At 68.9% G+C, this 21613-nt stretch carries 16 protein-coding genes and 4 pseudogenes; 5 read left to right on the top strand and 15 right to left on the bottom strand.

The genetic code is table 11. The annotated features are described in order from the left end of the window. Nucleotides 1-496: 496 nt before the first annotated feature. From ACFWJX_RS18440 to ACFWJX_RS18465, 6 genes and pseudogenes are all read right to left on the bottom strand, one after another. The gene (locus ACFWJX_RS18440; protein WP_383243841.1) at nt 497-1582 is read right to left on the bottom strand and encodes a hypothetical protein; all 1086 of its coding nucleotides are present in this window, start codon (nt 1580-1582) and stop codon (nt 497-499) included. A 154-nt stretch (nt 1583-1736) separates the two neighbouring features. After that, a pseudogene (locus ACFWJX_RS18445) lies at nt 1737-2030 on the bottom strand (integrase core domain-containing protein); the annotation flags it as partial. Nucleotides 2031-2093: 63 nt separating this feature from the next. Next, nucleotides 2094-3113, bottom strand: coding sequence for a polysaccharide lyase family 1 protein (locus ACFWJX_RS18450; protein ID WP_383243844.1), 1020 nt, complete (start codon nt 3111-3113; stop codon nt 2094-2096). A 17-nt stretch (nt 3114-3130) separates the two neighbouring features. Continuing rightward, entirely contained in the window at nt 3131-4180 is a 1050-nt protein-coding gene (locus tag ACFWJX_RS18455) for a polysaccharide lyase family 1 protein (protein ID WP_383243847.1), read from the bottom strand. An 11-nt stretch (nt 4181-4191) separates the two neighbouring features. Continuing rightward, a complete protein-coding gene (locus ACFWJX_RS18460) occupies nt 4192-5217 on the bottom strand; it encodes a polysaccharide lyase family 1 protein (protein WP_383243850.1) in 1026 nt (341 codons plus the stop codon). A 785-nt stretch (nt 5218-6002) separates the two neighbouring features. Further along, entirely contained in the window at nt 6003-6431 is a 429-nt protein-coding gene (locus ACFWJX_RS18465) for a hypothetical protein (protein ID WP_383243853.1), read from the bottom strand. 195 nt (nt 6432-6626) lie between these two features. Between ACFWJX_RS18465 and ACFWJX_RS18470 the strand changes: the two genes are divergently transcribed. Then, nucleotides 6627-7583, top strand: coding sequence for an ArsR/SmtB family transcription factor (locus ACFWJX_RS18470; protein WP_383243856.1), 957 nt, complete (start codon nt 6627-6629; stop codon nt 7581-7583). 325 nt (nt 7584-7908) lie between these two features. Then, the gene (locus ACFWJX_RS18475) at nt 7909-8325 is read left to right on the top strand and encodes a hypothetical protein (RefSeq protein ID WP_383243859.1); all 417 of its coding nucleotides are present in this window, start codon (nt 7909-7911) and stop codon (nt 8323-8325) included. Between the two features lie 542 nt (nt 8326-8867). On the opposite strand, the pseudogene tpg reads toward ACFWJX_RS18475, so the two are convergent. From tpg to ACFWJX_RS18505, 6 genes and pseudogenes are all read right to left on the bottom strand, one after another. Then, nucleotides 8868-9117 (bottom strand): annotated as a pseudogene (tpg, locus tag ACFWJX_RS18480) (telomere-protecting terminal protein Tpg); the annotation flags it as partial. A 725-nt stretch (nt 9118-9842) separates the two neighbouring features. Next, nucleotides 9843-9995, bottom strand: a complete 153-nt coding sequence (locus ACFWJX_RS18485; RefSeq protein ID WP_383243862.1) for a hypothetical protein — start codon at nt 9993-9995, stop codon at nt 9843-9845. A gap of 438 nt (nt 9996-10433) precedes the next feature. Beyond that, complete coding sequence (locus tag ACFWJX_RS18490) at nt 10434-11621, bottom strand: cytochrome P450 (protein ID WP_383243865.1); 1188 nt, start codon at nt 11619-11621, stop codon at nt 10434-10436. Nucleotides 11622-12565: 944 nt separating this feature from the next. Further along, nucleotides 12566-12820 (bottom strand): hypothetical protein, encoded by a 255-nt coding sequence (locus tag ACFWJX_RS18495; RefSeq protein ID WP_383243868.1) that lies wholly within the window; start codon nt 12818-12820, stop codon nt 12566-12568. A gap of 1272 nt (nt 12821-14092) precedes the next feature. Then, complete coding sequence (locus ACFWJX_RS18500) at nt 14093-14458, bottom strand: VOC family protein (protein WP_383243871.1); 366 nt, start codon at nt 14456-14458, stop codon at nt 14093-14095. A gap of 346 nt (nt 14459-14804) precedes the next feature. Then, nucleotides 14805-14984: pseudogene (locus ACFWJX_RS18505) on the bottom strand (XRE family transcriptional regulator); the annotation flags it as partial. Between the two features lie 189 nt (nt 14985-15173). On the opposite strand from ACFWJX_RS18505, the gene ACFWJX_RS18510 reads away from it, so the two are divergent. Then, the gene (locus tag ACFWJX_RS18510) at nt 15174-15344 is read left to right on the top strand and encodes a DUF5670 family protein (RefSeq protein ID WP_030933194.1); all 171 of its coding nucleotides are present in this window, start codon (nt 15174-15176) and stop codon (nt 15342-15344) included. Nucleotides 15345-15709: 365 nt separating this feature from the next. Here the strand turns inward: ACFWJX_RS18510 and ACFWJX_RS18515 are convergent, their stop codons facing one another. Then, nucleotides 15710-16201 carry a hemerythrin domain-containing protein gene (locus ACFWJX_RS18515; RefSeq protein WP_383243874.1) on the bottom strand — a complete coding sequence of 164 codons (492 nt, stop codon included), beginning with the start codon at nt 16199-16201 and terminating at the stop codon, nt 15710-15712. Between the two features lie 395 nt (nt 16202-16596). After that, nucleotides 16597-16698: pseudogene (locus tag ACFWJX_RS18520) on the bottom strand (IS5/IS1182 family transposase); the annotation flags it as partial. Between the two features lie 73 nt (nt 16699-16771). Between ACFWJX_RS18520 and ACFWJX_RS18525 the strand changes: the two are divergent. Both ACFWJX_RS18525 and ACFWJX_RS18530 read left to right on the top strand, forming a co-directional pair. Beyond that, nucleotides 16772-17623 (top strand): WD40 repeat domain-containing protein, encoded by an 852-nt coding sequence (locus tag ACFWJX_RS18525; RefSeq protein WP_383243877.1) that lies wholly within the window; start codon nt 16772-16774, stop codon nt 17621-17623. Between the two features lie 560 nt (nt 17624-18183). Then, complete coding sequence (locus ACFWJX_RS18530) at nt 18184-19569, top strand: MFS transporter (RefSeq protein WP_383243879.1); 1386 nt, start codon at nt 18184-18186, stop codon at nt 19567-19569. 50 nt (nt 19570-19619) lie between these two features. On the opposite strand, the gene ACFWJX_RS18535 is transcribed toward ACFWJX_RS18530, so the two are convergent. Next, complete coding sequence (locus ACFWJX_RS18535; protein ID WP_383243882.1) at nt 19620-21596, bottom strand: helix-turn-helix domain-containing protein; 1977 nt, start codon at nt 21594-21596, stop codon at nt 19620-19622. Nucleotides 21597-21613: the final 17 nt, after the last annotated feature.

A 21613-nucleotide genomic window follows, 5' to 3' on the forward strand; every position in this document is an offset into this window, starting at 1 on the left:
GGGTCACCTGGTCCGGGCGCACACCAGGCCCGGCTGATGACGCGCCACAGCATCGAACGACGGCCGTTGGTCGTACGACCTGCTGGCCAAAGGACAGGTGAAGGCATACCGGAACCGGGCGTACGAGCTACGCGACACCTACCCGACCAGCACCACGGCCCCGCTGTGGGGTCCCGTTTCCTTCGGCGACGACGGCACCGTGATGGCTGTCACCCTTGGACCACTTTGGCCTGCCCCGGGGTCGCTGGAACCGCCGGACGAGCAGTTCCGATGTGGCTCAGTGAGCGTTTTCAGCGTGGCCACTGGTCGGGGGACGGGCTGGCGTCGGCGTTGTGCCGAGGTCCGGTACTTGTCACCGGCATGGCCGGATGACGTGGTGATGGGGACTGGTCGAAGCGGTCCGGCTGGCACCAGTGAGGCAAACGGCTTGTCACACACCCTGACGCGGCGGCATCTCTGCCACCGACTGCGAAGGGTGTGTGACAGGCCCGATGGCTCATTGGATCAGGTCGGTGTGCGGATGCTCGGGAGAGGTCGGACAAACGTAGATCTGCATGTTGTCGGTGCTGCCGACTTCGACCTTGGTCGGCTGCGAGGGGCTCTGGCCACAGCAATGACCGACGGTGTTGGCGGCGTTGGCGGCGTCCTGGTCTTCGCAAGGTGCCCAGCCGTGTGCGTCACCGCCGTCCCATTCGAAGGAGGCGATGGTCAGCAGCGGGACCATCTGTGCATCACAGACAGTGCAGTATCGGGGGTTGGGGTCGGTGCGGCCCCATGGAGGCCAGCCGCCGACCTTCCATCCGGGCGCGTCTGCCAGATGGATGTCATAGAAGTCCCGCGGACAGTCCGCGTAGGAGCTGTCCACGTCGGCGCCGGCTGCCTGCCACCTGCTCCAGTCCTCCACCATCAGCCGCATCTGCGGGCTCAGATCGAGGCTGTCGGGGTACTCGGTGATTGCTTCCGGTGCCAGCCCGCACGGATCCGGCACATAACCCTCATAGTTCACCTCGTACGGCTCCGGCGGTGTGGCGAGGATGTCGACGACCGCGGCGGCGGACCGCCAGAACAGCGCGGTCGACGGCTTGTAATCCGGATCGTGGTCGTAAGGACACCAGAGAACCTGGAGCAGATCGGCCTGTCCGGGCGGCCGAAGCAGATGTACGTCGCGTAGATACAGTTGGGCCACGGGCAGCATGGGGACCGGGCAGTCCGCGGGCAACGGAGGGCCGGCGTCGCGTCGCTCCGCGAGCATCGCGGCGTTCCGCTCCTTGATCGTCTCCTCCTCGGGCGTTATCCCAGGACCACCGTGATCACCGTGCCACCGGGCCCGCATGCGCCTCATGAGTCGCACTTCGGCCGGCGACTGGCGAAACCCACTGTCACGGTGCAGGTGCGAGGCTTCGCAGTGCGGCCACGGCTCCTCAGTCGGCCACAGCAACGGTCCCCCGACCGAGCTCTCCCCGACCGAAGGCGACCCGGGACGAGGGTGCAGCCGAATCGCAGGACGCGCCAACGGCGCCAGCTCGGGAAAGACCGCGGTCACGTCCACGGGCCGCGGCGGAGTCGTGCGTACGAAAACCATGCAAGTGATCCTGCCACCAGACACTGACAACCCCTGGCTGCCTCAACCGGCTTCGGTGGCATCGGTATTCAGCTGGTCAAGTCCAATGCATGCACCCTCGGCCACGGTGACAGTGAGCCTGCGGGCCTTGACCCTTGATCGTGGACACCGGTTGTCATGCGGCAGTGGCCAGCGTGGTTGATCGTTGCTCGAAGGCGATCGGGCTGATCTGGCCGAGGCGGGAGTGGCTTCTTCGGGTGTTGTGGCGGGTCGCCCAGCGGAAGACCGCGAGCCGGGCCTCGCGCGCCCCGTTCCACCGCTTCTTTCCCTGCAGCGTCTCCCGTTTCAGGGATGCGTTCAGCGATTCCGCGGGGGCGCTGTCCGCGCTGGTGCCCACCGCGCCGCGCGATCTGATCACACCGAGGTCCTCGCAAACCTGGGCGAACTCCTTCGAGGCGTACTGCGCCCCGACCGCAGACGAGATCCTCGAACGTCTCGCCGGCTATCTGAACAGAATTCCTGACTCGGAAGACTAGAGGGCGACGGTGCCCGGGCCCGCGCCCCGCATCACGACGTCCTTGACGGTCTGCGGGTCGTCGACTGTGTAGTCGTAGTAGTCCGCCGGGTCCTCGACGCTGCCGCCCGTGACCGGTTCTCCGGTGTCACCGACGAACACGTTGTTCCGTTCGACGATGTTGCCCTCCGGCCCCGAATAGCTGTTGGTCATGGGCTCTTCGACGTCGTCGAAGTAGTTACCCTCGACGAAGCAGCCGGAGTCGGCGTTGCAGGCCGGGCCGGTGTCGCTGTTGTCGAGGAAGTAGTTGTTGTAGATGTGCACCGGGTCTCCGAAGCGGGTGCGCGGATTGCGCTGCGGGGTGCGGTCGTACCAGTTGTGGTGGTAGGTCACCTTCAGTCGGCCGATGTCCTGGGCGCCGTTCTTGTCGGAGTGGCCCAGGAGCATGTTCTTGGCGTGGTGATGGGTGTGATTCCAGGAGACGGTGATGTAGCTGGAGCCCCGCTTGATGTCGAGCAGCCCGTCGTAGCCTGCGGACAGGTCGTTGTGGTCGATCCAGACATGGTGCGAGAACATCTGGATGTTGATGGAATCGTCGCTGGCGTTCTTGAACGTCAGGTTCCGGACGATGACGTTGTGCACGGCGTTCACGGGTGGGGACGTGACGCTGTCGCTCGCGGGGAGGCCGATGTTCAGGCCGCCGCCGGAGATACCGGAACCCGCGCCGACACCGACGATCGTCTTGTCGGAGCTGACGTCGTACATGCCGGAGGGCAGCGTGATCATGCCGTTGACGCGGACGACTCTCGGCCCCTCGGCTTTGACGGCGGCGATGAGGTCGGCGGCGCTGGAGACGGTCACGGTCGGACCGCCCGCGCCGCCGGTCGTGCCGTTCTGGCCCCATGCGGTGACACTCGCGAACCCGGTGGGCGCCGACTCCGCCAGTACGGGCGGGGAGGCGGGGGCAGGTGAGGGAGCGGCGGCCGTCGCGGTCAGCGCGGCCAGGGCGGTGACGAGGAGCGTGCCTTTGCGGTGCATCGTGAGCCTCCTGGGTTTCAGCCGATCCTGCCGACACCCACGCCGGCCGGGACGGTGGTGGGGACGGTCGACGGGGCGTCGAGGGTGTACGCGTAGAAGGTGCGCGGCTCGATCACCGTGCCCAGCGTCTGCGGCGCCCCGGAGTTGACGTACAGGTTGTTCCGCTCGACCACCCGGCCCGGACCGCTGTCGTCGTAGCCAAAGTAGATCGGGTGGGCGACGTTCTCGAAGTAGTTGCCCTCCACCAGCACCCCCGCGTCCTCGGTCGACGCCACACCGTAGAGCCGGTTGTCGCGGTAGTAGTTGTTGTAGACGTGCACCGGCTCGGCGAACCGGACGCGCGGGTGGCGCTGGTCGGTGCCGTCGAAGAAGTTGTGGTGGTACGTCACGCGCAGTTTGCCCCGGTCGGCCGTGTAGTTGTCGTTGTGACCGAGCAGGCACGTCTTGCTGTGGTCGTGGAAGTGGTTCCAGGAGACGGTGACGTAGTCCGACTCCCGCTTGATGTCGAGCAGTCCGTCGTACCCCTGGGAGAAGTCGCAGTGGTCGATCCACACATGGTGGGCGCGGTTGGTGACGCTCACGGAGTCGTCGGAGGCGTGGGTGAAGCGGATGTTGCGGATGATGACGTTGTTGCCGGGCCGGGTCGTGGAACCGAGCTGGAGACCTCCGCCGGTGATCTCGGCGGTGGAGCCGACGCCGAGGACCGACTTGTCGGCCACCACCGTGATCATGCCGTCGATCTCGATGCGGCCGGAGACCAGGACGGTGTAGGGGGAGTTGCGGCCCACGTAGTCGGCGAGCTGGGCGCCGGTGGTCACGGTCACGGTGGGCCCGGCGGCACCGCCCGTGGTGCCGGTCAGGCCGAGCGCGCTGACACCGGCGAAGCCGTCGGCACGCTGTGCCGCCAGAGCGACGAGCCGGTGTGCAGTGGTGTCCGCGGCGGGTGCTGAGGCGATCGAGGCCCGGGCACCGGGGGCCACTCCCACGGTCAGCAGAGCGGCGGAAGCCGTGGTGGCGGCGGTCCCCATGAGCAGGCCGCGGCGGGTGATGGGACGGACTTCTGACACCGAGGTCTCCTTCAGATCCGGCCGGCGCCGGCGCCGGCGGGAACGATCGCGGGGAGGTTCGCAGGGGCGTCGAGGGTGTAGGGGTAGAAGGTGCGTGGCTCAACGACCGTGCCGAGCGTCTCGGGGTCTCCGCAGTTCACGTAGACGTTGTTCCGTTCCACCACCCGGCCGGGTCCGCTCTCGTCGTAGCCCGAGTAGATCGGGTGGGCGACGTTCTCGAAGTAGTTGCCCTCCACCAGCACCCCCGCGTCCTCGGTCGACGCCACGCCGTAAAGGGTGTTGTTCCGGTAGTAGTTGTTGTAGACGTGCACGGGTTCGCCGAAGCGGACGCGCGGATGGCGCTGGGCCGTGCCGTCGAAGAAGTTGTGGTGGAAACTGACCCGCAGCCTGCCCCGGTCCTGGCTGCCGTTGGCGTCCGAGTGGCCGATCAGCATGGTCTTGCTGTGGTCGCGGAAGTGGTTCCAGGAAACGGTGATGTAGTCGGCGCCGCGCACGATGTCGATCAGACCGTCCGCGCCTGTGCTGAAGGTGCAGTGGTCGATCCAGATGTGGTGCGAGGACTGCTGGATGCTGAGGGAGTCGTCGTCGGCGCCGGTGAACCGCAGGTTCTTGATGATCACGTTCTGTCTGCGGTACATGTCCAGGCCACCGCCGGTGATCTCCGCGTCGGTGCCCAGCCCGACGATGGTCTTGTTCGACCGCACGCCCTGCTTGCTGCTGATGCGCAGGGTTCCCGAGACTTGAATGACGTAGGGCTCGTTGCGGTCGCAGTAGTCCAGGAACGTGTCGGCGTCGGTGACGGTGACCACCGGGCCGCCGGCTCCGCCGGTGGTGCCGGACAGGCCCAGCGCGGGGACGCCCGCGAAACCGTCGGCACTCGACGCGGCAGCGGCTGCTCGTGTCCGCCGCGCCGCGGCGGGCGCGGCCGCCCGCGCGTGGCTCGCCGTTCCCGTGGCCGGCAGCGCGGCGACGGCCACGGCGGCGGTGGTGCCCGCGAGCAGGCCGCGACGGGTGAGGGAGGGGCGTTCTGTCGTCATCGCTTCTGCTCCTCAGATCTACCCAGGGCCGGCACCGGCCGGAACGGCGGCCGGGGACTCGGCCGCCCGGTGCGTGGTGCAGGGGCAGTACGTGTGCGGCTCACCGACCGGACCCCGGTCTCGATGGGACGGCTGCCTTCGACGGGAATGTCGTCATGCGCACCCAGGTGACACAGGCCGCCGCTGGACCCCACGGGGGCAGGGTTGTTGACGCTGCGGAAGGAAACGCCTCCGGCGTCGATGCCGGAAGGCACACGGGAGAGGGGCGAAGCCGTCGTCCGACGTCGCGGAGGGGTGGGCGACGGAAGAGGCGGACGGCGCGCGGAGGCAGAGCCAGAAGAGGCCGAGGTCCGGGAGAAGCCGATCTGCACAGCGGCGACCAGCCCGGGCCGACACGCTGAGCTTCTGGATAATCGCATGAGATAGCTCTTTCTAAAGGGATTGCTGATCACGACTTGAACGCGCCTTTTCAGTCGACTGAGCTGCTCGAAGGCGACCGAGCGATTGGGCAAGCGCTTTCCCCTGGAAGGTAGGGTCCTGTCACGAACGCGTCAACGGGGGCGTACGGTCACGAAAAGCGAAGTTTCACAACACGAACGAACAAAGACCTGCTGGGTGATAAACGATCACAACATTGCGTCAGCGTGACGTCGCCCTCCATCTCCGAGAAGCGGGACCGAGTGAGGGACACCGCCGCAACCGCGAGAGTCGCGGCGGCGGGCCGTCCGTCCTCGACCGGGGCACCTACCGTCGACGCAACATCGTCGAACGCTGCTTCAACCAGCTCAGCACAAGGGGTCGGCGCGCTGGACGGTCAGCGCGAGTGCGGTGCGGCGTGCCTTGTGGGCGGCTTCGCGTTCGTCCTTGTGTGCGGTGTACATAGGGCTCGCCGGTGACCAGGTCATCGCCATGGTGGTGACGATGGCTAGCACGTCGGCCGGCGCGATGCCGGGATCGACGAGGCCCCTGGCTTGGGCGTCGGCGATCGACTGGATCTTCTGTGCACAGTGGCCCGGCATGAAGTGGTAGAGGTCGCCGGTGGGGGTCCGTTCCAGTCGGGCCCAGGTGGCCAGGCGGACCAGTTCAGGGCGGACGAGGTAGGCGTCGTAGAGCCGGACGGCATAACCGGGAAGGTCGTCGCCGGTGAGGGGGACCGTCTCGGCGAAGACGGCGTCGAAGAGTGCCGCAAGACCGGCTGTCCGTCGGTAGCGCACCGAGCTGGTACTGCCCCGCCCACAATCTGCTGCGGCTTCCACCCCTCCTGATGAAGGGGCGGCCTCCCCCTCAACGCCGGTTCAGAAAAACGGTTTGGGGCATGCTGGCATGTGCTCACGCGCTCTACTTCGGTGGCAGGAGGCCGGTAGGTGTTACGCATTCACTTCACGGCGGAAGACCTCGCCCGGACACGGGTGGCCGCAACGATCGGCGTCGCAGCGGAGGTCTACTACAGCCTGGAGTTGCTGAGAGAGAGCCAGGAGCTTCCTCTTCTCCGCTCGTGGCGGTCAGCGGTCGCGGGCCGGTTGGGAGCCGACACGCGCCCCCTGACGTCCCTGATTCCGGTGCGCGGTCCCGGGCTTGATCTGCTGGCCCTGATGGGTGATGTGCCCTCCGTGGACCACGCCGTGGACAACCTGCTGCACGCCCCGGTGTCTCGGCTGCGGCGCGAGTTCGAGGGGCTCGACTTCCGCCCAGGGCACGTGCCATGGGCCAGACGGGTGTCCGAGGGTGACCGCGACGCGCGGCGGGAGCTCGCCGAGGCCGTGCGGGCCTGCCATCGGCTGACCGTGGAGCCCTACTGGCGCCAGGGGCGGTCCGACCTGGTCGCGCTGACCACCCGTTGCGCGAACCTGATGTTGGAGGGAGGCATCGATCTGCTGCTGCGTTCGATCTGCGCACCGCTGGTGCGCTGGCGTCCGCCGGTGCTCGAGGCTCCCTACCCGCGGCGAGTCGAAGTGCGTCTACAGGGAAGGGGGCTGATCATCACGCCCACAGTCTTCGCGAAGCTCCCGGTGAGCTTGCTGTGGGACCCGCTCGATACCGCCCAGCCACCCCGGCTGACCGTTCCGGCTCTGCGCCGGCCGCTGACCGGTACCGGACCGGCGGACACAGACGGCTGCGCCGTGCGGAACCTGGAGTCTTTGCTCGGCCGCACGCGAGCTGCCGCTCTGCACGTGACAGCAGAAGGCTGCACGACGAGTGAACTGGCCCGCCGCCTCAACGTCACCGCCGCGGCGGCCAGTCAGCACGCCACCGTGCTGCGGAACACGGACCTCATCACCACCAGCCGCCGAGGCGGGTCCGTGCTGCACCTCATCACTCCCCTCGGCCTGGCTCTGCTGCGCACCGGCGTCCTGACGGAACCCTGAGGCCCGAGGGCGCCGCGGCGTCAGTCCGGTGAGCGTAGTGCCGCCCTGCCCGGGTGCCAGCGGACACTCGCGCCGAGCTGCCTGCGGCGAGCCGCCCCGTCACCGCCTGCCCGGCTGCGGCAGCTGGACGTCGCTGCGCCACGCCTGCCGTTCCGCCCCTTTTAAGCCGTGACTTAAGAGGTAGGCCGCAGGTGGTCGACCCGCCCAGAATGTGAAGCCGCAACCGGCTCGTCCCATCCTGGAGATCGCATGTTCACGGCCGGTCACGAGTAGCACGACGGAAGCTCCTGTTCGCTCCAATTTCGTCCGACGGAGAGGAAGAGTCATGCGCAAGCCCCTGATGGCGATGGTTGTGGCCGTGATGGCGGCCATCGGTTTCGCCGCCCCGGCGCAAGCCACCGCGAACGCCGTGAACATGCCCTTTGGCATGGGCTACGGCAACAGCACCACGACCGGAACGATCCACTTCACCGACGGGTACACCGCCAGCGTGTCCGGCACCGTCCACGCGGCGAGCGGCGCCCGTATGGTCTGCTTCTGGGGGGCGAACGGCAACGTGGAGACCAAGGCCATCTGCAGCCCGTGGGCGTACGCGGGCGGGCCGAACCAGTCCTTCAGTGAACCGCTGAGGATCGCGCTGCCGGGCGGCGTCCAGCGGGTCTACATCGCGATGTACGACGAGAACGTCACCCCGCTGGCCGGGGGGTTCTGCACCCGCAACGGCTGTACGCGGACATTCTGAGCCGACTGCCTCACCCGTCGGCCGCGGCGGACTGAGGGGGGAACTGGCGGTCGGCCGTTGTTGCTGCCTGCTTCCCTCTGCTGCCGTATCAGGTCTCTCCTGTGCTCGTGCTCGGTCCGAATGGCAGGGGCGCTGGCCAGCTGTAGCTGTCTGACAGGGACTTCACTGCATCCTGGATCTTGCCGAGTCATCCTTCGATCTGTTTCGTCGGCGTGGTGCTTCATCAGTGACTTCGCCAAGTCCCCCAGTCCACCACGTATTCGCCAGACTCCACGCTTCCACCGGGCCCTTCGGATTCGACGGTGGATGTAGGCGCTGGCAGGTCACTGTTCTTGAACCGATCCTGGTCATCCAGGAGGTAGTCGAGCCCGCCCCATTCCCAGGCGGCAGCAATGGGAATGGTGCGGGACACTGCGCGTTGCAGCATCTCCGTCAGGTCGCCTCCCCACCCGCAGACCAGGGGAGGATCGAGTTGCCGCCAACTCGAGGTCCCAGGTCAAGGGGCTGGTGTTATCGGTCCTCGGGGACAGATCTCCTGCAAGTCCTTCAGCGACGATGTCACGCATCTGCTGGTCGCTGGCGCCCTGATCGCGGGCGTCAAACAGGCGCTGCGCGCACGCCGGGGAAGGTGCACGGTGAGTCGCCGGAACCGTCCGTCGTCGGTCGTGCCGACCGGCGCGGTGCACCCGAACCGGGCCCTCGTGTCCACCGTGATCCCGCGGTCGCGCCCTGCCGCTGCCAGCCCTTGCGGACCTGCGGCTGCCACCGCTGCCGCACCGCGTGCTCATGTCGGCCCTGGGCCACTGGAAGTACAGCCAGTCGCCGGTGACGTCGGGTGCGCGGCGGGCGCAGTACGCGACCCGAACTGGCCGTGGAGGTCGGCGTCGACGCCGCCCGCGACGCTGCCGGCCGGTGGCGCCACCCCACACGCTTCCATCATGCCCACCCCGACTCTCCCCCGCCGACGTCCCCCACATGTCAACGCCGCACTGACGGCGGCATGGGCGCGGTGGCCCGCCCGGCGCGCAACCAGCTGAAAACGCGCCCCGATCCCCTCGCCCGACGCCTGGGCCCTGCCCCGCCCCCACCCTTCTCTTTCTTCCTGCTGTGGGGCGTGGACTGGGGGGCGTAGAGGTGATGTCGGGCTGCCGACCACGGCCGCAGTGGCGTGGTGACCTGCGGTTTACGGGCGGATCCTACGAGCGCACGGGCGGCTGTCGGCGGGGTTGTCGGCCTGGTCCGGGGGCGGTGTCGTCACACTGTGTCTGCGGTCGGGCCTTTCTAGTCGAGGTCGGCTGCTGCGCTTCCTCGTACACGCGGCACCGGGTAGGGATGGCGGCCGCACTTCGCCATACCGCTACTGGCCGCCCTCGGCTCCGCCCTCCTGCTCGGACCACGCCTCGCCCCCGCGCCCGCATCACTTCTCACATGAGCCACCCGGCAGGAGGAGGCCTCATCGGGCTGGATTCTGCTGTGATCTCTGGGCTTGGGGTCGGTAATGGTGAGAGTCGGTGATGCTAGTGGCCGCCGAGCGGGCCTGCGAGGGCGGTGCCGCCGGCCAGCCCCAGCCGCATCGCGCTGGACATCCAGCCGATCGCTTCGGTCGACGTCCCCGGCGGCGCGAGTGAGGTGACGGTCAGGCTGGCCACGGTCAGCAGGGGGACGAACAAGACTCCCTGGCAGCATCGCCAGGGTGAGGAGGGCTGGGGCGGGGAGCGGGGCGAGCAGGGGGAACCAGCAGACGGCGAACCCGGCTCCCCTCGGCGCGCAGCAGCGGTGTCCATTCCTGTTCGGGGTCGTCGAGTTCGCTGCGATCGATGCCGCGTGGGTCGGTGGTGAGCACGGTGTGGTCAGGGGCGAGCAGTTCGGCCAGCGGTGCGAAGGCGGCGGCCCCCATCGGGGCGTCGACCAGCACGACGAGCGGATGGTCTCACCGGTCGCCCGTGCCGCCCGCCGTGCGAGGCCTGTGCGACGCCTACGTCCTCCGAGCCGGCTCGCGTGGGCCACATCCGCTGAACGGATCCTCGCGCCGGACCCGTCTTCCGGGGAGGGGTCTCGGACAGGCGCCTCCCCCGGGCTCGCCCCACCCACAGCGGCAAAGCCGCCCGTCACATCGCCTTGCTCGCGACGAGTCGGACGGGAACCTCGGCGTACGTGTTCAGGATCGTGTTCTGCGCGATCACCGGATCGCCGGTGAACTCGAAACGCTCCACGGACTCGAGCAGCACGTGGATCAGGGCGTGCAACTCCATGCGGGCGACGCCCTGGCCGACGCAGTTGTGCGCGCCGTGTCCGAACCCGAGATGGTCGAGGGGATTGCGGCGGAGGTCGAACTCGTCCGCGCGTTCCCACTTCCGCTCGTCACGGTTCGCGGAGGCGAAGAGCGCCCACACCCGGGCGCCCTGCGGGATCGTCACCCCGCCCAGCTCCGTGTCCCGCGCCGCGACGCGGGTGAGGCCCCGCACGGGAGTCTCGAGCCGGAGCAGTTCGTTGATCGTCGAGGCCACCAGAGCGGGCTCGGCGCGTAGCGCGGCCCACTGGTCCGGACGCTCGGCGAACAGGACGAGCAGATGGCCGATGGCCGCGGCCGTGGTCTCCAGCGACGGCCCGATGAAGTCGACGAGGAGGAGCGGGCACTTCTCCTTGGCGATGACGCCCTGATCGGCCGCCTCCAGCATGGCGGCACCGGGGCTGTGGGGCGCGAGTTCCCTGTTCGCCGCGAGCTCGTGGGCGAACTCGAACAGACGCCGTGTCATCTCCATGTTGTGCGGGGTGCGTTCGGAGACCGGGCCCAGCAGGTCGTTGCCCACCTGTCCCCACGCATAGAGATGTTCGCGATTGCGTTCGGGCAGTCCGAGGTAGTCGGGGATGACCAGCATCGGCATCGCCTGGGCCAACTCGGTCACGCCGTCAATCTCGCCCCGGGCGACGACTTCGGCGACGAGGTCGCGCGCCTTGCCTGCGATCTCCTCGGCGCGCGCCCGCAGGGGTCCGGGCCGTAGCCCCGCCCCGACGACGGAGCGCAGCACGTCGTGCTCCGGAGGGTCGCTGACGAGGGTAACGCCCCGCATGATCTGGTTGACATCGGGATCGAATCCCACGCCCTGGCCCGAGAGGAAGGCGTCGTGGTTGGCGAGCGCGGCTTTCACCTCGTCGTACCGCGTGATCGCGTACACGTCCGGTTCGCGCAGCCGGACGACGCCGCCCAGCTCCCGCAGGTGCCGATACTGCTCGTAGCGAGTGGTCCGGTCCGAGGTCGCAAACATGTCGATCTCTGTCATGGGTATGACGGCCACGGTTCCTCCTCAAGCGTCGCCGAGGGAATCGGCGCGCTCCTGTTCGTGACCGGGGGACAACACGCCTCCCCCTGCTTCGCTTCCTCGTTCGAGCCGAACGCATCCTCCTGATCTTGCTCGGCGGACGCGGCCGCCAAACCGCCTCCCGGTGACGGCCGGCCCTCCGGTCGGCCACGGCTGCGGAAGGAGAACCACCATCACGGCCGGGGCAAGCGACGGCAGCGCAGGCGGCGTACCGGCATCTGGCGGCCTGGCTGGACTCGCCCAAGCTCCAGGACAACCAGGTCCTGCCCCTGGCAGCGCAGGTGCTGCGCGGCTATCTGGGCCAGAAGGCCCCTCCAGACTGCTGGTGGGCTCGCCCGACAATCCGACCTGGGACGGCCCCGGCGCGCACAGCTGTTCGCCCAGCTGATCTCCGAGGTGGCCTCCCCTGCCAGCCCCAGCGCCGTGGCGCGGTCCGGCGGTGACGGCGCCACCGTGACGGCGTGAGTCTGCTGCGCAGGCGCAGCAGACCGCGGCCCAGCCCGCACCGGATGCGACAGGCGCGGGCACGGCTCATTCGCTCGTGCTGAGCGACGAGCGGATGGCCAGCCGCATCAGCAGTGGGCGCTTCACCGTCCGCATCACCGGAAGCTGGCAGTGGACGCATACCGGCGACCCGGCGATGCCGGCGCGTGAGCACCTGCGCCGGCAGGCCGCGGGAATCCGGTGCCGGCACTCCGTTCCGGATCTCGCAGCGGCCCACGACACCACCAACGCCTGCCTGGCACAAGGCGGTTGCCCACACCCGGGCTGGAGGTCAGCGGCACGGCCGAGTTGAGCGTCGCGGCCACAGACCGCGCCCTGGCCGAGGAACATGCCCGTCGGCATCAGGCAGCAGACCTCGAGCACGGCGAGGAGCTGCACCGCCTGGCCAGCTGCAGCGGATGCTCGCCGACCCAGGCCTACGCCGCGTGTGGTGGATGGCCCAGTTCCCCGACCGCTTCAACGACCTCGGAGACCTGGCCCAGGCGCTGAAGGGACTGCCTGCGCCGCAGGCGGGGCAGGACGACGACCTGCGCGGTGATTCCGGCTTTCACCGACGACCTCGTCACCACCCTGCACGCCCGCAGCAGCGCGAGGTCTTCGCCCAAGCCCTCGTCCAGACCCTCACGGCCCTCGGCCACCACCACCTGGCCACCGCCGCCGTCCTCCGGCACCGCCCTCACAATCCCGGGAGCACACCGGCATGAACCTCCACACCGCACGCTGGCTCCTGGCCCCTGTACGCCAGCTGCGCACCCGCCGCCTCATGGCCCGACACGGTCCGACGCTGGCGTACGACACCGCCTGGGCCCTCCTCGCCCTGCACAACGCACCAGACGAAACCACCCTCGTGCGCGCTTGGGCCCGTCGAGAACCCCGGCCCTGCCCCCGGCATCCAGCACGACCACTGGCACACACTGAGCCAAGCCGAACAGCAACACCACCTCAGGTGGCTGCGCAGACACGGGCACTCCCCCATCCAGCTCCTCCAACTCGACGCTGGTCTCGTCCACAGCGCAGGCCTCCACGTCCTGGACTGGGGCCGCCCGCCGATCCCTGCCGATCAGCAGCAGGCGACGCCACCCCCCTGATCACAAACCCGCGACCAGCCCTAGCAGCCCTCCACACATGCATCGCGCCGCCCCGCACAGCAGACGACAGGGCCCCCCTTTGAAGCAACGGCCGTCGACGCGCAGAGCTTGGCGCAGCTCGGCGGCGTCCTCCATGCAGCATGGGCTCACCCATGTCTGCGAAGCGGGGAGGGTTCCCGGTGGACCGGTCTCCTCCCCGACGAGCGAGGGCCGCCGGAGGCCACGTCCAGGCACTTGCCGAGCGCGGCCCGAGCCAGACTATGTCCAGCACGGACAGGTGGGGTGCGGTTGGCGAAGTAGATGACGGACAGCCGGCCGACGGACGCGATGCGCTCGTCTTCGCTCTCGGGGTCGCCAGCGTCCCACTGTAGGACGCCCCACGGCTACCCTGCCGCGGCGTCCAGAACGTCCCAGACCATCTCTTCGGCATGCTTGGGCAGTTCGGCGAGCACCGTCGCAGCCTACGGGAGAGCCGGACCGCGTACGGCTGCCCACCGGTCACCGGCGCCTGCTCCGGACCTCCTCCAGGTCCACGAAGCCGGTGTCCTCACGTCCGGAGGTGAGGAACGCATCAACCGCCCGCCACGGTAGGCGCGACGGGAGGCCGTGGATGCAGGCATGCGCAGATCCCCTCCACCAGGTGATCGATGAGCCGAAGCAGGATGGTTGTCACCCAAGAGAGCGGCTCATCTGCCGTTCGCCGGCGGCGAGGCACGGTGGTTGGCACCGGGTCAGCACGCTGCTGGTCACCACCGTTCGGACAGCGCGGCAGTTGTCACCGGCTGCGGCTCCTCCCGATCGGACGAGCGCGCCCTTCAGCTCCACCAGGCAGCAGACGAGGGAGCGTCGGACAGGTCACTTCCAGGTCCGCGCGGTCGCCGCGAAGAGATCCGGATCGCTGTGGACGGGGATGACACACAGCAGGTGTCCGCCCGGTGCCCGCAGCACATGGCACTGAAGCCAACGAGACACCTCGGTGGCACCGAGCCCCAGAAGGCGGTCGACTTCGGCCTCAACGTCGTCGGTTTCGATATCGATGTGCATGCGCGGCGTATCAGCAACCGACTGGATCACGGTAGCCAGTCCGTCCACAGCGCCGACCAGCGACGTGAACTGGGGCTCTGCCGAGTCGACACAGGCAGGCACGCCCAGAGCCGCCGACCAGAACCGGGCTGCTGCCGAAGCTTCCCGCTCGGGAGCGTCCACGATCAGCGCGTACATTCGTGATCGGTGCATGAATGCCACTGTAGTGATCACAGAGCAGGTCCGAGGCTCCCGGACGTTCTGGCAGCATCTTGCGTCAGCGGAGCTTGACTGGTCGGTGTCGCGGTGGCAGACGCCGGCGGACGACCTACCGGAAGGGCCTGATCTCGGTGATCCCGGCCGACCAGTGTCTCCGGCTACAAGCTGAAGGACGCTGCCGCCGGTAGCCGCAGCTCGCGCAGCAGACCGAGCGGGGTCGTCCCCCGACACGCTGCTGCGATCTTGGTGACAACAAGCCCCCTATGTGCCACCTGTCGCGCTGCGGCTCAATCGCCGGGCCTGGAATCCCAGTCGCTCCCACAGGTCAGAAATCCAGGTCGAGATAGTCGATGTCGTTGATCTCGACGTCGCTGAGGCCCAGGGAGCGGACCCCGCCGTCCTGAAAGTAGATGTCCTTGAACCCTTCTGCGATGATGCCGCGCAACTCCCCGTCGTCGGCGCCCTGGTCGCGGGTGTCGAAGAGGCGTTGTGCGTAGGCCGGGGGAGGTGCAGCGGTGCCTGCGGCCACTGTGCGCGGATCTCGACCGAAGCGACAGCCGCCCACCAGCCCGGCGGTGAGATGAACACCGTGGAGAAACTGGGTCCAGTGCCCGCAAGCACGGCGGAGAAACCAGGGAAATCGACCGTGTGTTTTTACATTCGCCGGGCACGAGAGCGACGGAGGTTGATAACTATGGTTCCCCTGCTTCTCGTTCTTCTGCTGGCCCTGATCCTCTTCGGCGCGGGCTTCGCGCTGAAGGCACTGTGGTGGATCGCCGTCATCGTGCTGGTCGTCTGGCTGCTCGGCTTCGTCATGCGCTCCGCGGATACGGGCGGCCGCAAGGGCCGCTGGTATCGCTGGTAACCCACCAAGCAGCAGCATGCCTGTGGGCCCCGGACAGATCCGGGGCCCACAGGCATGTCCCGAATCAGCACACCTCTCCGGGCAAACGGTGTAACCACCACCTTCCCGGGAACCGGGCCTCATAGCTGGGGCCCGGTGAAGCAGTGGAACCTGCGCCTCCAAACCACCGGACCCCAGCCACCCGACACCCCGCACCGGCCGCTCGCCAGACAGCAGGTCACGCGCGCGAGTCGGTCGCAGCCGTCAGGGCCCAGGCCCGCCTACGGCCGTCGCCCTGCACCCGAAAAGGAACTGCGCGGGAACCGGAAGGTGACGGCCGCCGTCCTGCCAGCGCCGCCTGTCCCGGGGCGGAGCACGGGTTGCGGTCAGGAACCGACGATGCGGCGCACGTTGTCGACAGAACCACAGCCTGCCTTCAGCTGACGCTCGCGCTCTTCCAAAAAAGCCTCGCCCAGCTCCTTGCGGCGCTCCATGGCCACGTTCTCGCGCGCCCCGTTGAGGATGGTGCGCTCCTCCTCGTCGGCGTGGTGGGTGACGGCCTGCACGAGCTCTTCCAACTTCTCGTCCCATTCCTGGGAGCCGACCTCGTCGACTTCCAGGAGTTCCAGGAGTGCTTTGTTGCCCTCCTCGTGCTCCTCCTCGCCGTGTTCCACCTCTTCGTCGTCGATCTTCTTGTAGCGCTTGAGGGCGGGATAGACCTTCGCCTCTTCCGCCAGTGCGTGCGCAATCAGCAGATCGGAGAATTCCCGCAGCGCGGCAGCCCTGTCGGCTTCGACGCTGCGCATCAGGCGAAAGAGATCTTCCATCTTCCGGTGGTCCAGGAGAATGAGTTCAACGACGTCTCGTGCCTCTGCCATGGGAACAACCATCACTTTCGTAGGAGGAGACCATTCCGGAATCCTGCTACCCCATCCTGTGGCGTTCAGCAGGACGGCCTGATCGAACGACGAGCAGAACCCTTGGACACCGGCCTGCACAGTCTCACCCAGACAGCCGCCGAGGCGTCGGCATGGATGTGCACGACCTGTGCGAGCCGACGGCGTGCTCGCGTTCGGTTCATCGGTCTGGCGGGGATCCGCGCGTACGCTGCAGGCGCGGTAGCCGTCGCGGTTGTCGAGGCTCTGCCGGGTCCTGGGGGTCGTAGCGCCAACAGACGGGCGTGTGCGGGCAGTGCGCGGTGAGCTGGCGGGGTGGTGGGCCTAGGTCCCAGAGGCGCCATCGTGCTTCGGTGACGAGGTGGTGAGCCGTTGTCCTATGTGGTGAGGCGGACGCGTCGTTTGTAGCAGCACAGGGCGGCGGCGAGTCCGAGAAAGGCCAGGTAGTTGCGGGGATCACGCTCGTAGCGAGGACTCAGGGCGTTCCTCGTCCACGCCGACCCCGACACTCTCACCCCCCACCTCCACCACGCCGCTAGCGAACAGGCCCGGTTGAGCGCGCACATCTACCGCACCACCACCACCCACCATCCGGACCGGTACCAGCCCCAGGTCCGCCGCAGTCCTCTCGCGCTCGACGCGGCCAGCTGGCGACATCCCCACCTGGCGTCAACCCTCGCAAGTATCGGCGTCGACGGCGCCTCATCTCTCCCCGTCCCCCCGTGGGCCACGCGCCACACCGCCCACTCCGCACGCCTGCACACCCTCACTGGTCACGGCGAGTGGATCCTGGCCGTAAAGACGGCGACAGGTGAGGACGGCGTTCCCCTGGCTGTAACAGCCAGCTACGACCGCACGGCCAGGGTCTGGAACCCGGTGACCGGCGAACTCCTGCACACCCTCGACTCCCACAACGGCCCAATCACTGCAGTAGCTACAACAATTGCGCGGGATGGCCTGCTGGCCGTTACCGCCAGCAGCAGCGACCGCACCGTCATCGTCTGGAACCCGGTATCCGGGGAGCGCCTGCACACTCTCACCGGCCACACCCGGGAAATCAAAGCAATCGCAACCACCGTGAGCTCAGACGGCACTCCCCTCGCCGTCACTGCCGCAAACGACCGCACCGCCATCGTCTGGAACCTGGAAACCGGCCGTCAACTCCACACCCTCACCGACCTCCCCGGCCGGGCCCTCGCCGCGATCACCACCGAGGACGGCGTCCCCCTGGCTGTCACCACAGGCAAGGACAACACCGCCGACCTCTGGACCTCCGCGACGGACGCACACTGGGCCGCTGCCACCTGCCCTTCCCGGCAAGCACCATCAGGGCGACGGACTGCGGATTCCTTGTCGGATACGGCTCGGAGGCCGCCTACTTCGCCTTCTCATGACATCCGATAGCGACAGCGGTCAACGGCGGGTGCAGGACTAGTTGCGATCCTCGGTCGCCCCGGAGGGCGACCGCCAGGCTGCCTGAGCAGCGGAAACAGCCTACCGCTCACTCCTGTGTGGGTGAGCATCGAGTAACAGAGCTACTGAATACGGACATTCAACTTCGGTGCGATCCGCGTGCCGCGGGCGTGCTTCCGGTGTGCTGGACGAACGCGCACCACACCCAGCCGCGCCCCAGCGGCCGCCGTCGCGGCCGGCGCGGTCGCCTACCGCGCAACGGCCCTGAGCCGATCAGCCCCAAGATGTCCGAGTTCAACGGAGCGTAGTCAGCACCAAACCAGCACGGGAGTCAGCACCGCACCGTCAAATCACCCTGAACTACGCGTCCCGGACGGCACTCGTTTCGACCACCACCGATCCCCTGAACCGCCTTTCCACGAGCCGGCATGGTGGCTGCACGCATAGCCAACCCTCGAACTATGTTGCCCCGCCACATGTGCGCCTGACCTGCGGATTCCTACGGTATGGCGACACCGAACGTCCCCGCCAACCGCCAGGAAGTGGTACCGATGTCCTCCCCCGCGACCGCTCCACCAGCCCCCACCAGTCTCAAGCGCATCGTCGCCGCCTCCCTCATCGGCACCACCATCGAGTGGTACGACTTCTTCCTGTACGGCTCCGCCGCCGCACTCGTCTTCAACAAACTGTTCTTTCCGGGCTCCGACCCGCTCGTCGGCACGCTGCTGTCCTTCCTGACGTACGCCGTCGGATTCGCGGCGCGCCCGCTCGGGGCATTGGTGTTCGGGCACTACGGGGACCGGCTCGGGCGCAAGAAGCTGCTGGTGCTCAGTCTGCTGCTGATGGGCGGGGCGACCTTCGCGATCGGGCTGCTGCCCACGCACGCGACCATCGGGTCCGCCGCTCCGGTCCTGCTGACCGTGTTGCGGCTGGTGCAGGGCTTCGCGCTCGGCGGTGAGTGGGGCGGGGCCGTCCTGCTGGTGTCCGAGCACGGGGACGCGCGCCGGCGCGGGTTCTGGGCCTCGTGGCCGCAGACCGGCGCGCCGGCGGGGCAGTTGCTCGCGACCGGAGTGCTCTCCTTCCTGACCGCCGTACTGTCGGACGCCGCCTTCGGCAGCTGGGGCTGGCGGATACCGTTCCTGCTCTCCGGTCTGCTGGTGATCGTCGGTCTGTGGATTCGTCTTTCGGTCGATGAGTCCCCGGTCTTCAAGGAGGCGTTGGCCCAGGCCGAGGCCCGCAAGGCATCGGACGCGACCGCCGCCGAGAAGCTGCCGCTCGTGGCGGTGCTGCGGCACCACTGGCGTGACGTGCTCGTCGCGATGGGCGCGCGCATGGCGGAGAACATCTCCTACTACGTCATCACCGCGTTCATCCTCGTGTACGCGACGACCTCGGCCGGCGTCTCGCGACAGACCGCCCTCAACGCCGTACTCATCGCCTCCGCCGTGCACTTCGCGGTGATCCCGGCCTGGGGCGCGCTGTCCGACCGGGTCGGCCGCCGTCCCGTCTATCTGGTGGGCGCGGTCGGCATCGGCCTGTGGATGTTCCCCTTCTTCTCGCTCATCGACACGGGCGGCTTCGGCAACCTCATCCTTGCCGTGACCGTCGGGCTGGTGCTGCACGGCGCGATGTACGCGCCCCAGGCCGCCTTCTTCTCCGAGATGTTCGCGACCCGGATGCGCTACTCCGGAGCCTCCATCGGAGCCCAGTTCGCCTCCGTCGCGGCGGGCGCTCCGGCACCGCTCATCGCCACCGCGCTGCTGGCCGACTACGACAGCTCCACCCCGATCGCCCTGTACGTGATCGCCGCGTCCCTGCTGACGATCGTCGCCGTGGGCGTGGCCAAGGAGACCCGCCACCGCGACCTGGCCGACATCGACACCGCCGACGAGGTGGCGGACAAGGCGGCCCGGCCGGAGGACGCGCGCGTCGTCTGATCCCCGCCCGTGCCCGCGGCGACCCCCGTGCCCCTGAGGGAGTGCGGGGGTCAGCTCGGTATTCGGGACGCCAACCGTTGCAGTCGGAGAGCGAGTTGGATCTCCAGGGCGCGGGCGGGGCTCTGCCAGTCCTCGCCGAGAAGGCGGGCGACGCGCTCCAGGCGCTGGGCCACGGTGTTGACGTGGACGTGGAGGTCGTCCTTGGTGCGGGCCGGGCTCATGCCGCACGCGAAGTACGCGTCGAGGGTGCGCACCAGATCGGTGCCCCGCCGTGCGTCGTAGGCGACGACCTCGCCGATGGTGCGCTCCACGAATCCCGCCACGTCCCGGTCGCCGGCGAGCAGCAGTCCCAGGAAGCCGAAGTCGTCGGCGGCCGCCCCGTCACCGCAGCGGCCGAGCAGCCGCAGGGCCTCCACACAGCGGCGGCCCTCCTCGTAGGCGGCGACCACCGCGTCCGGGTGGGTGGCGATGTCCTGGACGGGGGCGGAGGCGCCGACGGTGACCGCCTCGTGGACGGCGGTGCCGAGATGGCGGGCGGTGCGGTGGGCCAGCTCCGTCGCGGTGTCGCCCGGTGCCAGTGGCAGCAGCAGCACGGTGCCGCCGTCACGGGCGGCGGCCAGGCCGTGCCGGGTCGCGGCGAGGTGGGAGGCGGCGGACCACAGACGCCGTCGAGCGGCCGCCTCCTGGTCGGCGTCGGCGGCGCCGGCCTCCAGCCGCGCGGCGAGGACGACATGGGTGGCGTCGAGGTCGGCGCGCAGCCGGGAGGCACGCTCACGCAGTACGCGCGGGTCGCGGTCGCGGGCGTCGAGCAGATCGTCCAGCAGCTCACCGCGGACGCGCTGTTCGGCTTCGGCGGCGGAGCGCCGGGCGAGCAGCAGCAGGGAGGTGACCATCGCGGCGCGCTCCAGCGTGCGCTGGTCGACGGGGTCGAGGCCGGGGTGGCCGCGCAGGACGAGGGCGCCGAGCAGTTCGCCGCCCGCGGTGACGGCGGCGATCCAGTCGTCCCCGTGCCGCACGGCGTGGCCCTCGGCGCGGGAGGTCTCCAGGGCCCCGGCCGGGGCCGCGCCGGCCTCGGTGAACTCGACGGCGCCGGCCAGGACCTGGGAGACGGCCGCCGCCACGTCGTGCACCCCGCCGCCGCGCAGGACGAGTTCGGCGAGCCGGTCGTGGACGTCGGAGGCGCGCTCGATGACCGCGCTGCGGTCCTGGATGATCTCGTTGGCGCGCTCCAGGCCGGCCAGGGCCGAGCGGGTCTCGGTGAGCAGGTTGGCGGTGTCGATGGCAGCCGCGGCCAAGGCGGCGAAGGAGCCGAGCAGGGCGATCTGCTCGCGCTCGAAGACGCGGGCGCGCCGGTCGGCGGCGAACAGCACCCCGATGACGTTCGCCCCCAGCATCAGCGGGACGCCGAGGATGGCCACCAGGCCCTCGTCGTGCACACCCGCGTCGATGGTCGTGGTGTGCCGGAAGCGGTCGTCGCGGAAGTAGTCGTCGGTGACGTACGGGAGGGCCGTCTGGGCGACCAGGCCGCCGAGCCCCTCCCCCATGCCGAGGCGCAGCTGCTGGAAGCGGGCGGCGACCGAGCCCTCGGTGACCCGCATGTAGGTGTCGCCCCGGACCGGGTCGTTCAGGCTGAGGTAGGCGACGTCGGTGCCGAGCAGGGAACGGGCGCGCTGCACGATGGCCTGGAGGACGGCGTCCACGTCGCGCAGGCCCGCCAGGTCGTGGGCCGTCGCGAAGAGCGCCGACAGCTCGGCCTCCCGTCGGCGGCGGCCCTCCAGTTCGGAGCGCACCCGCAGGGCGAGCAGTTTGGCGTGTTCGAGCGCGGCGATCCGCTCGGCGGGCAGCCCCTCGGCGCGGGCGAGCAGCACCGGCCGTTCGTAGGCCTCGGCGGACGCGCCCCGGGCGAGCAGTTCCAGGAACGGCGCCTCGGCACCACCGGGCACGCCGGGGGCCGCCTCGGAGCGGGGCACGGCGGCCTCGGCATCGCTGACGGAGCGCTCGACCGGCTCCACGTGATCGCGGGACATGCTCACAGGATTCCTCA

Source organism: Streptomyces sp. NPDC058335 (assembly GCF_042723915.1).
In the GTDB taxonomy this organism is placed as follows: Bacteria; Actinomycetota; Actinomycetes; order Streptomycetales; family Streptomycetaceae; genus Streptomyces.